Here is a 13,344-nt window from a genome sequence, read left to right on the forward strand (position 1 = left end):
ACTAGACAATAGCAGTTGTTTATAGGTAGAATCAAGCATAAGGGTATAATGGTAATATCTACAATATGAGTATAAAGTTAAATAAAAAGAAAAGAGATGATGAGAGTGAGTAAGGTAGGACTTGTATTAGAAGGCGGAGGAATGCGAGGCCTGTATACAGCAGGAGTTCTAGATTATTTTTTAGATGAAGAGATATATTTTCATAATGTAATAGGTGTTTCAGCAGGAGCATGTAATGCAGTATCATATATTGCAAAACAAAGAGGAAGAAATCTCAAGGTTAATACAGAGTACATTGGAGATAAAAGATATCTAAGTATGCAAAATCTAATAAAACAAGGAAGCTTGTTTGGGATGGATTTTATATTTAAAATGATCCCGGATGAGTTAGTGCCCTTTGATTATGATGCTTATTTTAATTCACCAATGCATCTTACTATTGTAGCAACTAATTGTGAAACGGGAGAACCAGAGTATTTAGACGGAAGAAATACACAATTAGTTAATGAGTATTTGAGAGCTTCAAGCTCTATTCCTATGTTTGCACCTATAGTAGAGCTTGAGGGGAAGAAGTTGTTAGATGGTGGAACTGCAGATTCAATTCCAATTCAATATTCAATTAAACAAGGACATGACAAGAATATAGTAGTAGTAACGAGAAATGCAGACTATATAAAAAAACCAGAACCATTTAAACACATTTATACACATAAATATAAACAGTATCCAAAGCTTATTCATACGATTGGTAATAGACATGAAAACTATAATAATACATTGAAATCTTTGCAAGAATTAGAAGCAGAAGGTAAGATTATTGTTATAAGACCTACTAAGCTTATTAAAATTGATAGATTTGAAAAAGATAAAAATAAGTTAGAAGAATTATACTATGAGGGATATGAAGATGCAAAAACACTTGGGAATAAAATTAAGCTATATTGTAGTAATTGCGATAATGTAGATATGAGATAGGTGTTTATACTTTACTCATAATCCTGTAGTATAGTACATTGAAGTAGGTATTCAATGAAATGAACTATACTTAAAAGGAGTGAACAAATTGAAAAAGAATACAACAGATTTGGGTAAGGATAGTATTGGAGGGTTGCTTTTTAAGTTAGCGCTACCAGCTATTATCGCACAAATGGTAAATGTACTTTATAACATTGTAGATAGAATGTACATTGGTAGGCTTCCAGATAGTAATGCAATGGCAGGGGTAGGGATTGCGTTTCCTGTTATTATAATAGTATCTGCTTTTAGTGCATTAGTAGGAATGGGGGGCGCTCCTTTAGCAGCTATTAAGCTAGGAGAGAAAGATAAAGATGGTGCAGAGCAAATTATGACCACTAGCTTTTCTTTACTTTTAATAGTCGGAGTTGCTTTGATGGGATTACTTTTGATTTTCAAAGATCCAATTCTATGGGCATTTGGAGCTAGTGATGCAACTATTGAATATGCATCTGACTATTTAACGATTTATTTAATTGGTACGCTTGCAGTACAGTTAGCACTAGGGATGAATTCATTCATCAATACGCAAGGTTTTGCTAAAATAGGTATGTGCACAGTTATGGTAGGTGCAATTATTAATATTGTTTTAGACCCAATCTTTATTTTTGGATTTGGTATGGGCGTAAAAGGTGCTGCATTAGCAACTATACTTGCTCAAATGGCTTCAGCTGTATGGGTAATCTATTTCTTCTTTGGAAAAGAAAAGCATTTTAAAAATGGTATTTTAGATGAACTACTTGGACAAAAAAGTACAATTAAAATAAGAAAAGAATATTTAAAGCCTAATATGTCAGTAGGATTTAAAATTATGGCATTAGGTATTTCACCATTTATTATGCAATCAACAGAAAGTTTAGTGCTTATTAGTTTAAATAATCAATTACTTACATATGGTAATTTACTAGGTGAGGGAATTGGAAACTTAGCTATTGGATCAATGACAATTATGAGCAGTATTATGCAAATAGTAAGTTTACCAATGCTAGGATTAACACAAGGGGCACAGCCTATTATCAGTTATAACTATGGTGCTAGACAAATGGATAGGGTTAAAAAGACATTTAAATTATTACTTACATGTTGTTTAACTTATACAGGTATAATGTGGCTAGTTGTTATGTTTGCACCACAAATACTTGTAAGCTTATTTAATAATGATCCAAATGTAATGGAAATGACAACATGGAGTATGAAAATATTCTTTGCAGGACTCTTTATGATGGGTGCACAAACAGCGTGTCAACAAACTTTCTTAGCATTAGGGCAAGCTAAAATTTCATTATTCTTAGCTTTATTAAGAAAAATTATTTTACTTATTCCTCTTGTATTTATTTTACCATTATTTATGACAGATCAATTAGCAGGTGTATTAATGGCAGAGCCAGTAGCGGATATCTTAGCTGCACTTACAACATTAACTTGCTTTATTATCTTCTATAAGAAAACTTTTGCAGAAGATAAATAGAAAATAAATAAAATGAAAAGAGATTTAGTCGTATTATAAAAAGACTAAATCTCTTTTTAATAAAGGAAAGAAAAAAACTAGAAAAAAACCAAAAAAAATTAAAAAACTACTTGCATTATGACAAGTAATAAGATATACTACAGAAGTGCTTGAGGCAAGGCTTCAAGAAAATGAATATGGCGGAATAGCTCAGTTGGCTAGAGCACATGGTTCATACCCATGGTGTCGGCGGTTCAAATCCGTCTTCCGCTACTTTGGTCGCTTAGCTCAGCTGGGAGAGCACCTGCCTTACAAGCAGGGGGTCATAGGTTCGAGCCCTATAGCGACCATTTTAATTTTGAAAAAAGCTCTGATATGTTTAGGCATATCAGAGCTTTTTTGTTATGGTGTTGTAAAGTATACGGAAGATGTAGCATCATCGTATTTAACATTAAAGCCTAGTGATTCTGCTGTAAAGCGAATAGGTAAATAAGTTTTACCTTCATAAAGCATAGTACGTACATCTAGACTAGTTTGATCTACATTTACAGTAGAGGCTTTTGATGGACTATTTTTGAGATAACTTATGGCTTTACGATATCCTTGGGGCATCTCTAGACGTTTTGAAGCAGTTTCTACAATAGCTACTTTGTTAGAGCCATTCCAACCGATTTCAGCTCCTAGGATTTCTCCAACTTCACGAAGTGGAAGATACACGCGACCTTTGTAAGTGAATGAACGATTAGATAAAGTAATAGGCTTTTTGTCAAAATAAACTTTAATGGTTGAAAAACTTGCGTCTTTGCCTACATCTACAGATACTGCTTGTTGCTCTTTGAGTAATTTAAGAGTAGTAGTATTAAGTGTAGTATCTACTTTATCACTAGGAAGACCAAATGTTATGTTTGAAGTGCAAAGTAGACAAATTAATAGTATAAAGCTGTATTTTTTCATAATCTCCCCCTAAAATAATAATATTCACTTATAAGCTTAACATTAATTAGAAAAAAATAAAATATTCTAAACTAAATAATCGCTTAATAGAACAGAAATAGGGAAGACATTATCGGTTATCCAAGAATTAAACTCACTAGCATGAGCTTCTTTTTCTAAAAAAAGTTTATAAAGGACAATAGGGATGTGTTCGGTGCGAATATCTCCAAAAGGAGTACCAAGGTGAGTATTAGTTTTTTCGAGAGATCCATTTAGATATAATGTAAATACATCACATAGATGGCCATTGATCCTTTTTTGATGACCAACTAAACCTATTGGTACAGCATAATTTGGTGTACAAGAATTAGAGATATAAATAGATGATAGAAAGTCTTTTTTATAATTGTGTGAATCAAAATAGTCGGTAATACTTTTAAGTAGAACTTCAGGAGTGTGTGTAAATAGATTCATAATATTTGCCTCACCATTTTATATTTTTTTGTAGTCTTTCCATATGATGAAGAAGCTATACAAATGGTAAGAGTTATAAAATAAGAGAAACTAAAAATAGGAGGGCTGTCATAGACAGACCCTCCTATTTTTAAATTATTTCATTTCTACTGTGTATTTAGCTTTAAGTTCAGCTTGTTTTGCAGAATAAACGTCATTGTGTTTAACTGACATTACAAATTGTTGAACTTGATCTTTAACTTTTTCAAATTCTGCTTCTTCACCATTGTTAATAGAAACAAGTTTAATTAAGTGGTAACCAAATTGTGTTTGAACTGGTTCACTTACTTCATCAGCTTTCATAGTAAAAACAGCATTTTCGAATTCAGGAACCATTTGGCCTCTACCGAATTCACCTAAATCTCCACCACGTTCGCTAGATGGGCAGCTTGAGTATTTTTGTGCAGCATCTTCAAATGCAAGACCAGCATTGATTTCAGCTAAAATTTCTTCTGCTTTTTCTTTAGAATCTACTAAAATGTGTTTTGCACGAGCAGTAGCAGCAGAACGGAAAGTATCTTTGTTGTTATTGAAGTATTCTAATGCTTCTTCGTCTGAAACAGTTACAGTACCTAATAATTTGCTAAGTGCATATTGTTTTAAAAGGTTGCTGTACATACTTTCAGCAGCTGTTATAAATTCTTGATCTTTATCTAATCCATTTTCAATAGCATCAGAATAGAAAAGCTCTTGAGTAATAAGTTCTTCGATAAGTTTTTGACGACCATCCTCAGATGCAAATCTTGCAGCATTTTGTCCTAAGCTGTGAACTAAGCTAACAAGATGACTTTCAGTAATTTCACGGCCATCAACGATAGCAATAACTTTATTTTCCATAATAATCTCCTTTTAATAAGTAGTTATAGTGCTATTGCTATTGTACCATAAAACAAAGCCGGTCATAAAGTATATTTATTTTGTATAAGATATTAGAAGGGGGTGGGTAAATGAAGGAGGAAGTAGATCAAATAAAAAATACAATTACAAGGTATATAGAAACGTATTATAGAATGTTAGGAAATCAAGATTATAATCCTTATCTTTTGAAAGATTATTTTGCCTATAGCTTAAAAGGAAATCATAGTTTTGTCCAAGAAGAAATAGCACTTAAAAATCGAATTAACCATAATAGTCAGTTAGCAAATTATTTATTATTTGAGCAGCCTGAGATTGATATAAAATGGAGATTAATCAATAAATCAGGTAGGCAATGTCAGGTACACATGGGATTGGATATAAAAATGCAGTATAGAGGAGTAGAGGACTATACAACTATCAAGAATCTAGAACACTTTTTTACATTAACACAAGAAGGAGCAATATGGCGTATAGAAGAGGATCGATATGAAAATGAATTTAAGTGTATAGAGATAGAGGATGGGAAGAAAGAGAAAAAAAAGAAAAATAGAAAGAAAAATAGAAAGAATAAAGAATGGCTTTTAATGGAACGTGAGGAAAAATCACAACCAAAAGGGATTTATATGAGAGAAAAAGCTGTTGCCTATGCCAAGAAGTATGCTATTACTCCTAATACAAAAGAGTGGAAAAACTATGAAGAATGGGGAGGAGATTGTACTAATTTTGTATCACAATGTCTATTTGAGGGGAATATACCATTCGACCACCAAGGAAGATATATAAATGATAAATGGTACTGGTACTCTGATCATTATCGTACACCCAGTTTTACAAGTGCCACAGCTTTTAAGGATTATATGCTTAGAAATAAGGGGTTTGGATTAGTGGCAAGGTTGGGGAGTTTGCAAACGATGCAGCTAGGAGATATTGTACAATTAGGCGATTTACAGGTGACAACGCATAGCATGATTGTAGTGGATATAGTAAAAGATGAAAATGATATAAATGTGACAAAAGATTTACTCATAGCCCAACATTCGGGAGTGGGGGGGATAAGAGGTTACAATATTCCACTTAGTAGTAAGCCTAATGCGCGAGTTTACTATAATATTTTAGGGTATAATCCTTAAATGTGCTAAAAGGTTAGCTGAATTTGTCTAAAAGTTTTTTGAAAAAAATTCCAGTTATTTACAAATATTTCAACTTATCTCTTCTATAATAAACATTACGTAGGAGGGAAGATAAATGAATGGTGTAGAGACGAAAGAAAAAAGCCCAATGGGGTTAAAAGTGAAAATTCCAGAATTAATAATGGTTTTAATGTCGTTTGCTTTTGCAAGAGTAGGATTTTATGAGTATTTTTATACTGTAGGAATTGCATATGTTGGCAGTTTGTACGAAAAAATAGAAATACGAAAATGGTCTGTACTTTTTGCGACTTTAGGCGTTTTTTCTTTAATGCGTTTTGATGTAGGTACTTTGAAATATGTACTTATGATCGGTCTCATTAGTTTAGTACGTAAATGGTTAGAAATGAATCACAAAGAATGTACATTGCAAAATCAATTAGTGAGTACATTTGCAAGTATTTTCTTGGTGGATTTATTGAGTACACTCATCCAAGGATTTAATCTTTATACATGTGCTATTTGTATTGTAGAAGCATTAGTTGGGATGGCATTGACTTATATATTTGCATGTGGTACTTCTATAATCTTACAACGTAGACAAACGCCTTTAACAAGTAAGGAAAGTATAAGCATTACAATCATGCTTGCATTAGCAGTTGCTGGAGCATTAGATTTCTATATTAGTGTACCTATATGTAAAGAAATTTATTTTAGGGATATGGTTGCATATATAATCCTTATTGCAGTTACTTATTTAGGTGGAGCAAATAAGGGTGTAACAATGGGAATTGTAATGAGCAGTTTACTTGTAATAATAGGATACATATCTCCTGCATTTGTAGCTATATATGCCTTGACAGCGTTAGTAGGTGGAGTGTTCTTGCCTATTGGCAAATGGGGAGTTATACTTGGAGGATTAATAGGACAACTTGTAGGATTCTCTATTTTTAATGGAGGAAGATTAGACTGGAGTTTGATAGGAGCTTATGGTATAGCAGCAGTTATTAGTTTTATTATTCCTAAAAATTATTTTGGAATTGCAAGTTGGTTTTTGGAAAAGAGTATAGAACAGAATGAACAAATTCACTTAGAACGCATTCAAAGGATTATGACTACTAGATTAAAACATATTGTAAGAGGATTTGAACAACTGGGAGATAGTTTTGAAAAAGTACGACCTAAAAGAATGGAATTTACGCCTAAAGATATGCGAAATATCATTGAAGACACGGGAGAAAAGCTTTGTGTTGATTGCTCTATGAAGCAGTTTTGCTGGGTTCAAGATTTGAAGACAACTTATCAACATGCTTATGAAATGATTGATACATTTAAGGATAAAGGGTTCATTTCTGAAGCAAGTATACCTCCTCTTTTCAAAGAACACTGCCCTAATGCATCTAATTTTGCTTATGTAATGAGTTTTAAGTTAGATTTATTGCGTCAAAATACAATGTGGCATAACAGATTCATAGAAAATAGAGCATTAATGGCAGAGCAACTTAAAGCGGTTTCTACTACTTTGAATAGTTTAGTAAATGAGATAGAAAAAGAAATTTACTTTAATAAGGAAGAAGAAAATCTTTTGAAGGAAAATTTACTAGCACAAGGGATTCACTTAAAAGATGCAATGGTACTAGAGAATAAAGGGAAAATCCAATCTATTGAAATTTATACAAGTAAACAAGATGATGATTACCCTGATATTATGGCTAGTGTAATTGAAGATACCTTAGGGTATAAAGTAGCACTAGAAAGTATGATGAGTAGAGAAGAAAATTATGAGTATAAGTGGAAAATTAAAAATACCTATCGTGTAACAGCAGGTTATGCAATTTGTGCTAAAGAAGAAATTAGTGGAGATGTTTATACCTTTATGGAAGTAGATGATGATCAATATTTACTTGCTTTAGCAGATGGTATGGGAAGTGGAAGAGTAGCTTATGAGGAAAGTGCAGCTACAATTGAAATGCTAGAAGATTTTATGGAATCAGGATTTAGAAAAGATTTAGCGGTAAGAATGATTAATTCTGCTCTTATTCTAAATGATGATGATGAAGTATTTTCTACTGTAGATGTAACGTTAATTGATCGTAAGACAGGTATGGCAGAATTCCTTAAAGCAGGGGCAGCGACAAGTTTTATTCTACATGATGGAGATGTAATGCCAATTAGGATGAATAGCCTGCCAATAGGTATAGTAAAAGATGTAGATTTAGAGATAAAACATGTACAACTTCATGATGGTGATATACTGATTATGATTACTGATGGAATCCTAGAGGCTTCAGGAGATATACTAGGAAAAGAAAAGACATTTAAACATTTTATCTTAGAATGTAAAGGACAAGCACCTCAGTATATGGCAGATTATTTAATGGAAAAGAGTAGAGACTTATTAGGAGTTCAAGTTGGGGATGATATGACAATCATTGTAGCGCGTATCTGGAAAGAGCATTAAAATGAAATGGAAATGAATATTTCCTTGAGATTATGGCATACTTTAAACACAAGTATGTAATGGGAGGAAATATGAGTAGAAAAGTAGTCGTTAATGGTAAAAAGAGTGATTGGTATGAAAGTGCTACTTTTGTATTGAAAGATACTACACAAGGATGTCAATACCCGCGTGATTTAGAGAATTATGCAGAAGAACTCATAGAGAATTATTTAAAAAAAGGTGGGAGGTCACATCAGAATACAGACTCCTATAAATGGATTGATAACTTTTTCTTTATAAGTATAGGAATACTTATTTTTATAAGCATCATAGGGCTTATATTTTGACTTTAAGGTGTATGATAAATATGCCTTTTTTTATTGTATTTTAATTTTAAATATGTTCTAATACACATAGAAAATGGCAAAATTAAAAGAGGATAAAAGATGGTAAAAGACATAGAAGAAAAGGTGAAACGATATATTATAGAGAATCAACTCATTTCTCCGGGGGATACTATAGTAGTAGGTGTATCTGGAGGAGCAGATTCTATGATGTTATTACACTTTTTAAATGCATATAAAGATTATTTTCAAATTCATTTAAAGGTAGCTCATATACATCATGGTATTAGAGAAGAAGCTAATGAAGATAGAGATTACGTAATACAAGTTGCAAAAGATATGGATCTACCGTGTTATGTTCATCACTGTAATATAAAGACGCTAGCAAAGGAAAAAAAACAAAGTGAAGAAGAAATTGGAAGAGAAGAAAGATATAGTTTCTTTATATCTTTAACAAATCAAAATGATAAAATTGCTACAGCACACAATACTAATGACCAAGCAGAAACACTTATTATGAGATTTTTAAGAGGAACAGATATAAAAGGGCTTGGAGGTATCGGGGCAAAACGGGATAATATTATACGCCCTATTCTTTGTTTATCAAGGAAGGAAATTGAAGCGTACTGTGAAGAAAAAGGTATTAAATACAAAAATGATCACACAAACTATGAAACAGTATACACGAGAAATAAGATTCGACTAGAATGCATTCCTTATATTCAACAAAATATTAATCCTAATATTGTAACAACGTTATTTGAACATAGTCAAACTTATAAAGAACAAGAAATATTTTTAGAGGACTATACAAACAATATCTTTAATAAAATAGTAAAAGTAACTACTCATCAGATAGAAATTTTAATAGAACCTCTTTTAAAAGAGAAGACTTATATTCAAAAGAGAGTTTTATACAAATGTGTGTCTACTTTTATGGGACATAGTAAAGATATTACTCTAAAACATATTGAGCAATTGGTTGATCTGCTAAGTATGCAAAATGGAAAAAAAGTTTATTTACCATATGAAGTTATTGTATATAAGAATTATGAAGTGCTTTTGATAAGTCATCCAATTAAGGTAGGAATTTCTAATTATGAGTATACCCTACAACTGGGTATAAATAAGATAGAGGCTTTAGACTTCACAATTCAGTTACAGTTTGTTGACAGGAAAACATTTGAACAAAGCCAGCAAAATATGTATACTAAATATATTGATTATGATAAAATAAAAGATAACCTATGCTTACGTACAAGGCAGTTAGATGACTATATTGTCTTAAAGAATGGGTCTAAAAAGTTGAAGAAATTCTATATTGATGAGAAGATTCCACAGCACCAAAGAGACTTATATCCTATTATATCAGATGGGAAAGAGGTCATATGGGTTTTAGATTCAAGACTGAATATCAATTATTTTGTCACGAATCAGACTGATAATATACTAGAAATCAAAATGATTAAATGACAAAAGCTCAGGAGGGATTATGTTGAAATTAGAAACGCTCATAGCAGAACAAGATCTTCAAAGAAGAATAGAGGAATTAGGAGCGCAAATATCAAAAGACTATGAAGGTAAAGAAATCATAATGCTTTGTGTGCTTAAAGGTGGCGTTATGTTTATGACTGACCTTTCAAAGCGTGTTACTGTACCTATGAAGATGGAGTTCATGGCTGTATCTAGCTATGGAGATGAGTACAAAAGCTCAGGTATCGTAAAAATTATTAAAGATTTAGATGAGCCAATTGATGGAAAAGATGTATTAATTGTAGAAGACATCATTGACTCAGGTCGTACACTAAGTTATCTGAAAAATATCTTAGAAGGTAGAAATCCAAACAGTATTAAAATCTGTACATTATTAGATAAACCTGATCAACGTGTAGTTGATGTTGAAGTAGATTACGTAGGGTTTACTATCCCAGATAGCTTTGTTATAGGTTATGGTCTTGATTATCATCAACTTTATAGAAACCTTCCTTACATTGCAGTCAACAAAGGAGAATAAGTGCCGGGTTTAAAGCCAGGAAGGAGGAGAGAAGAATGAAAGGTAAAATGAAAGGTGGTATGCTCTACTTAATTATTGTAGGTGTACTTCTTATTGCCATATTATTTGGTGCTAATCAAAACTTTGCACCAAAAGAGCAATTATCACTTGGACAGTTAATGACTAACTTATCTGAGGGTAATGTAGATCAGATGACAGTTAGATGGTCTGGAGATGATATTGCTTATGTAACATTTTCAATAAAAGGTTCAGAGAATGAATCAACTATTCCAGTTGTACAAAGTGAATTTGCTGAATACTTAAGAACGTTACCAAATGATGTTATTGCAAATATGAAGCTTGACAGTTACGTACAACAACAAAGTATGTTCTGGCCAATCTTCCAAATTGTAATTACAATTGGTATGTTTATCTTTATCATGGTATTCTTTATGCAACAGATGCAAGGCGGTGGCGGCGGCGGTGGCCGTGGTGTCATGTCATTTGGTAAGAGTAAAGCTAAAATGACTGTAGATGACAAAGGTTCCACTACTTTTAAAGATGTTGCAGGTTTAGATGAGGAAAAAGAAGAGGTATCAGAACTTGTAGACTTCCTCAAAAATCCACGTAAATACACTGAGATTGGAGCAAAAATACCAAAAGGTATCCTACTTGTAGGACCTCCAGGAACAGGTAAAACACTTCTTGCAAAAGCTGTTGCAGGAGAAGCTCAAGTACCATTCTTTAGTATTTCAGGTTCTGACTTCGTAGAAATGTTCGTTGGGGTTGGGGCATCTCGTGTGCGTGACTTATTCGAACAAGCGAAAAAGAACTCTCCAGCAATCGTATTTATCGATGAGATTGATGCTGTAGGTAGAAAGCGTGGAGCAGGTCTTGGCGGTGGACACGATGAAAGAGAACAAACATTAAATCAATTATTAGTTGAAATGGATGGATTCGGAGTAAATGAAGGGGGTATTATTATCGCTGCAACTAACCGTGCGGATATTCTTGACCCAGCGCTTCTTCGTCCAGGTCGTTTTGACAGACAGGTAGTTGTAGGAAGACCTGACGTAAAAGGTCGCGAAGCTATCCTTAAAGTACATGCAAAAGGTAAGCCACTTAATGAAGACATTGACTTAAAAGTTGTAGCACGTACAACTCCAGGTTTTACAGGGGCAGACCTTGCTAACTTAATGAATGAAGCTGCATTACTTACAGCTCGTCATAATAAACGTGCTATTGATATGGAAGAAGTACAAAAAGCATTTATTAAAATTGCTGTAGGTACAGAAAAGAAAAGTCATGTTGTTACAGAAAAAGAAAAACGTATTACAGCATTCCATGAAGTTGGGCATGCACTTATTCATGAGTTATTAGATGATATTGATCCAGTACACAGTGTATCAATCATTCCAACTGGATTTGCAGGTGGTTATACAATGCCACTTCCTAGAGAAGATAGATTATATAGAACAAAATCAGCTATGCTAGATGAAATTGTATCTTTATTAGGTGGTCGTGCAGCAGAAGAAATTACATTTGGTGATATCACAACAGGCGCATCAAACGATATTGAACGTGCAACACAAATTGCTCGTGATATGGTTACAAAATATGGTATGAGTGAACTTGGCCCAATCAAGTTTGGTGATGAACAAGAAGAAGTATTCTTAGGACGTGACTTCTCACATCAACGTAACTATAGTGAAGATGTAGCAACTGCTATCGATCAACACATTCGTGCAATTGTTGAAAATGCTTACCAAAGAGCAAAACAATTACTTAATGACAATATCGATATTTTAAATAGAGCATCTGAAATTCTTATAATTAAAGAAAAAATCACAGGACATGAATTTAGAAAAATCATGCGTGGTGAAGAGATTAATATGGAAAAAGTTGAAGAACAAAGCATTTTCAACTTTGATGAAGTAGAAAAAGAAGCAAAACAATTCTTCCAAGAAGAAGCAAAACTTGAAGAGGCAACTCATCAAGATGTAATGGATGAAGATGAAGAGATTTAATAAAAAAGCTTAGGGTAGATTGATATGCTCCCCTTAAGGTAGGCAGTTTAAATAATAAAACTGCTACTTTAAGGAGGAGCATATTTTTATGGGAAGAAAATCAAAATTTTCACCTGAACAAAAACTATGGGCACTTAATAGAGTTATAAGTGGTGAAGACTCTATACTTCATACTGCTAGCTTATTAGGTTGTAGTGATGTAACTATCCATGATTGGCTAAGAAATTATGAAGCTGGTGGTGTAGATGGAATTACTGTAAGTTCTAAAAACACTATCTACACTACTAGCATTAAGTTAGCTGCAGTTAAGGATTATTTACAAGGAGTAGGTTCACTACGTGAAATTTGCCAAAAATACAGTATTCGCTCATCTACTCAACTTCGTAAGTGGATTATAAAGTATAATAGTCATGAAGAATTAAAAGCTTCTGGAATGGGAGGAGTACCTATCATGACTAAAGGTAGAAAAACAACTTATGATGAGAGAATAGAGATCGTTCAACACTGTATAGAAAATCAAAATAATTATGCTGAAACAGCTGCTAAATATCAGGTATCATATCAACAAGCGTATTGTTGGGTAAAGAAATATGAATCTAAAGGAATAGACGGGTTAGTTGATAAACGTGGAAAAAATAAAACACAAGA

The 13,344-nt window shown here is 32.9% G+C and carries 12 protein-coding genes and 2 tRNA genes; 11 read left to right on the forward strand and 3 right to left on the reverse strand.

The features are described 5' to 3' along the window. The first annotated feature begins 105 nt into the window (after window positions 1-105). From PBV87_RS14955 to PBV87_RS14970, 4 genes are all read left to right on the forward strand, one after another. Entirely contained in the window at window positions 106-975 is an 870-nt protein-coding gene (locus tag PBV87_RS14955; protein ID WP_053982751.1) for a patatin-like phospholipase family protein, read from the forward strand. A gap of 88 nt (window positions 976-1,063) precedes the next feature. Continuing rightward, window positions 1,064-2,482 carry an MATE family efflux transporter gene (locus tag PBV87_RS14960; protein WP_082238541.1) on the forward strand — a complete coding sequence of 473 codons (1,419 nt, stop codon included), beginning with the start codon at window positions 1,064-1,066 and terminating at the stop codon, window positions 2,480-2,482. A gap of 178 nt (window positions 2,483-2,660) precedes the next feature. Further along, window positions 2,661-2,734: transfer RNA gene (locus tag PBV87_RS14965), tRNA-Met, on the forward strand. A gap of 4 nt (window positions 2,735-2,738) precedes the next feature. Next, window positions 2,739-2,811, forward strand: a tRNA-Val gene (locus PBV87_RS14970). Window positions 2,812-2,863: 52 nt separating this feature from the next. On the opposite strand, the gene PBV87_RS14975 is transcribed toward PBV87_RS14970, so the two are convergent. The 3 genes from PBV87_RS14975 to PBV87_RS14985 all read right to left on the reverse strand — a co-directional run bounded on the left by PBV87_RS14975 (window position 2,864) and on the right by PBV87_RS14985 (window position 4,744). Continuing rightward, window positions 2,864-3,415, reverse strand: coding sequence for a copper amine oxidase N-terminal domain-containing protein (locus PBV87_RS14975; RefSeq protein WP_053982749.1), 552 nt, complete (start codon window positions 3,413-3,415; stop codon window positions 2,864-2,866). A 66-nt stretch (window positions 3,416-3,481) separates the two neighbouring features. Further along, the gene (locus PBV87_RS14980; protein WP_053982748.1) at window positions 3,482-3,868 is read right to left on the reverse strand and encodes a hypothetical protein; all 387 of its coding nucleotides are present in this window, start codon (window positions 3,866-3,868) and stop codon (window positions 3,482-3,484) included. A gap of 135 nt (window positions 3,869-4,003) precedes the next feature. Next, window positions 4,004-4,744, reverse strand: coding sequence for a peptidylprolyl isomerase (locus PBV87_RS14985; RefSeq protein ID WP_053982747.1), 741 nt, complete (start codon window positions 4,742-4,744; stop codon window positions 4,004-4,006). Window positions 4,745-4,854: 110 nt separating this feature from the next. Between PBV87_RS14985 and PBV87_RS14990 the strand changes: the two genes are divergently transcribed. From PBV87_RS14990 to PBV87_RS15020, 7 genes are all read left to right on the forward strand, one after another. Beyond that, window positions 4,855-5,895, forward strand: coding sequence for an amidase domain-containing protein (locus tag PBV87_RS14990; RefSeq protein WP_271012775.1), 1,041 nt, complete (start codon window positions 4,855-4,857; stop codon window positions 5,893-5,895). Window positions 5,896-6,010: 115 nt separating this feature from the next. After that, window positions 6,011-8,353 carry a SpoIIE family protein phosphatase gene (locus tag PBV87_RS14995; protein ID WP_271012776.1) on the forward strand — a complete coding sequence of 781 codons (2,343 nt, stop codon included), beginning with the start codon at window positions 6,011-6,013 and terminating at the stop codon, window positions 8,351-8,353. Between the two features lie 71 nt (window positions 8,354-8,424). Further along, entirely contained in the window at window positions 8,425-8,679 is a 255-nt protein-coding gene (locus PBV87_RS15000) for a hypothetical protein (RefSeq protein WP_053982744.1), read from the forward strand. A gap of 99 nt (window positions 8,680-8,778) precedes the next feature. Next, window positions 8,779-10,149, forward strand: a complete 1,371-nt coding sequence (tilS, locus tag PBV87_RS15005; protein WP_053982743.1) for a tRNA lysidine(34) synthetase TilS — start codon at window positions 8,779-8,781, stop codon at window positions 10,147-10,149. Window positions 10,150-10,168: 19 nt separating this feature from the next. Further along, a complete protein-coding gene (hpt, locus tag PBV87_RS15010; protein WP_053982742.1) occupies window positions 10,169-10,690 on the forward strand; it encodes a hypoxanthine phosphoribosyltransferase in 522 nt (173 codons plus the stop codon). A 35-nt stretch (window positions 10,691-10,725) separates the two neighbouring features. Next, the gene (gene ftsH, locus PBV87_RS15015; RefSeq protein ID WP_271012777.1) at window positions 10,726-12,696 is read left to right on the forward strand and encodes an ATP-dependent zinc metalloprotease FtsH; all 1,971 of its coding nucleotides are present in this window, start codon (window positions 10,726-10,728) and stop codon (window positions 12,694-12,696) included. Between the two features lie 88 nt (window positions 12,697-12,784). Continuing rightward, window positions 12,785-13,344: helix-turn-helix domain-containing protein (locus PBV87_RS15020; RefSeq protein ID WP_271012778.1), on the forward strand; the 560-nt coding region annotated here is incomplete at its 3' end.

Origin of the sequence: Holtiella tumoricola, from assembly GCF_027857615.1 — a bacterium.
Taxonomy (GTDB): Bacteria; Bacillota; Clostridia; order Lachnospirales; family Cellulosilyticaceae; genus Holtiella; species Holtiella tumoricola.

What these genes read in the sequence shown, in the direction of transcription:
- PBV87_RS14980 (WP_053982748.1), bottom strand. Translation starts at nt 3,868, where the DNA reads ATGAATCTATTTACACACACTCCTGAAGTTCTACTTAAAAGTATTACC.
- PBV87_RS15000 (WP_053982744.1), top strand. Translation starts at nt 8,425, where the DNA reads ATGAGTAGAAAAGTAGTCGTTAATGGTAAAAAGAGTGATTGGTATGAA.
- tilS (WP_053982743.1), top strand. Translation starts at nt 8,779, where the DNA reads ATGGTAAAAGACATAGAAGAAAAGGTGAAACGATATATTATAGAGAAT.
- PBV87_RS14995 (WP_271012776.1), top strand. Translation starts at nt 6,011, where the DNA reads ATGAATGGTGTAGAGACGAAAGAAAAAAGCCCAATGGGGTTAAAAGTG.
- hpt (WP_053982742.1), top strand. Translation starts at nt 10,169, where the DNA reads ATGTTGAAATTAGAAACGCTCATAGCAGAACAAGATCTTCAAAGAAGA.
- ftsH (WP_271012777.1), top strand. Translation starts at nt 10,726, where the DNA reads ATGAAAGGTAAAATGAAAGGTGGTATGCTCTACTTAATTATTGTAGGT.
- PBV87_RS14975 (WP_053982749.1), bottom strand. Translation starts at nt 3,415, where the DNA reads ATGAAAAAATACAGCTTTATACTATTAATTTGTCTACTTTGCACTTCA.
- PBV87_RS14985 (WP_053982747.1), bottom strand. Translation starts at nt 4,744, where the DNA reads ATGGAAAATAAAGTTATTGCTATCGTTGATGGCCGTGAAATTACTGAA.
- PBV87_RS14990 (WP_271012775.1), top strand. Translation starts at nt 4,855, where the DNA reads ATGAAGGAGGAAGTAGATCAAATAAAAAATACAATTACAAGGTATATA.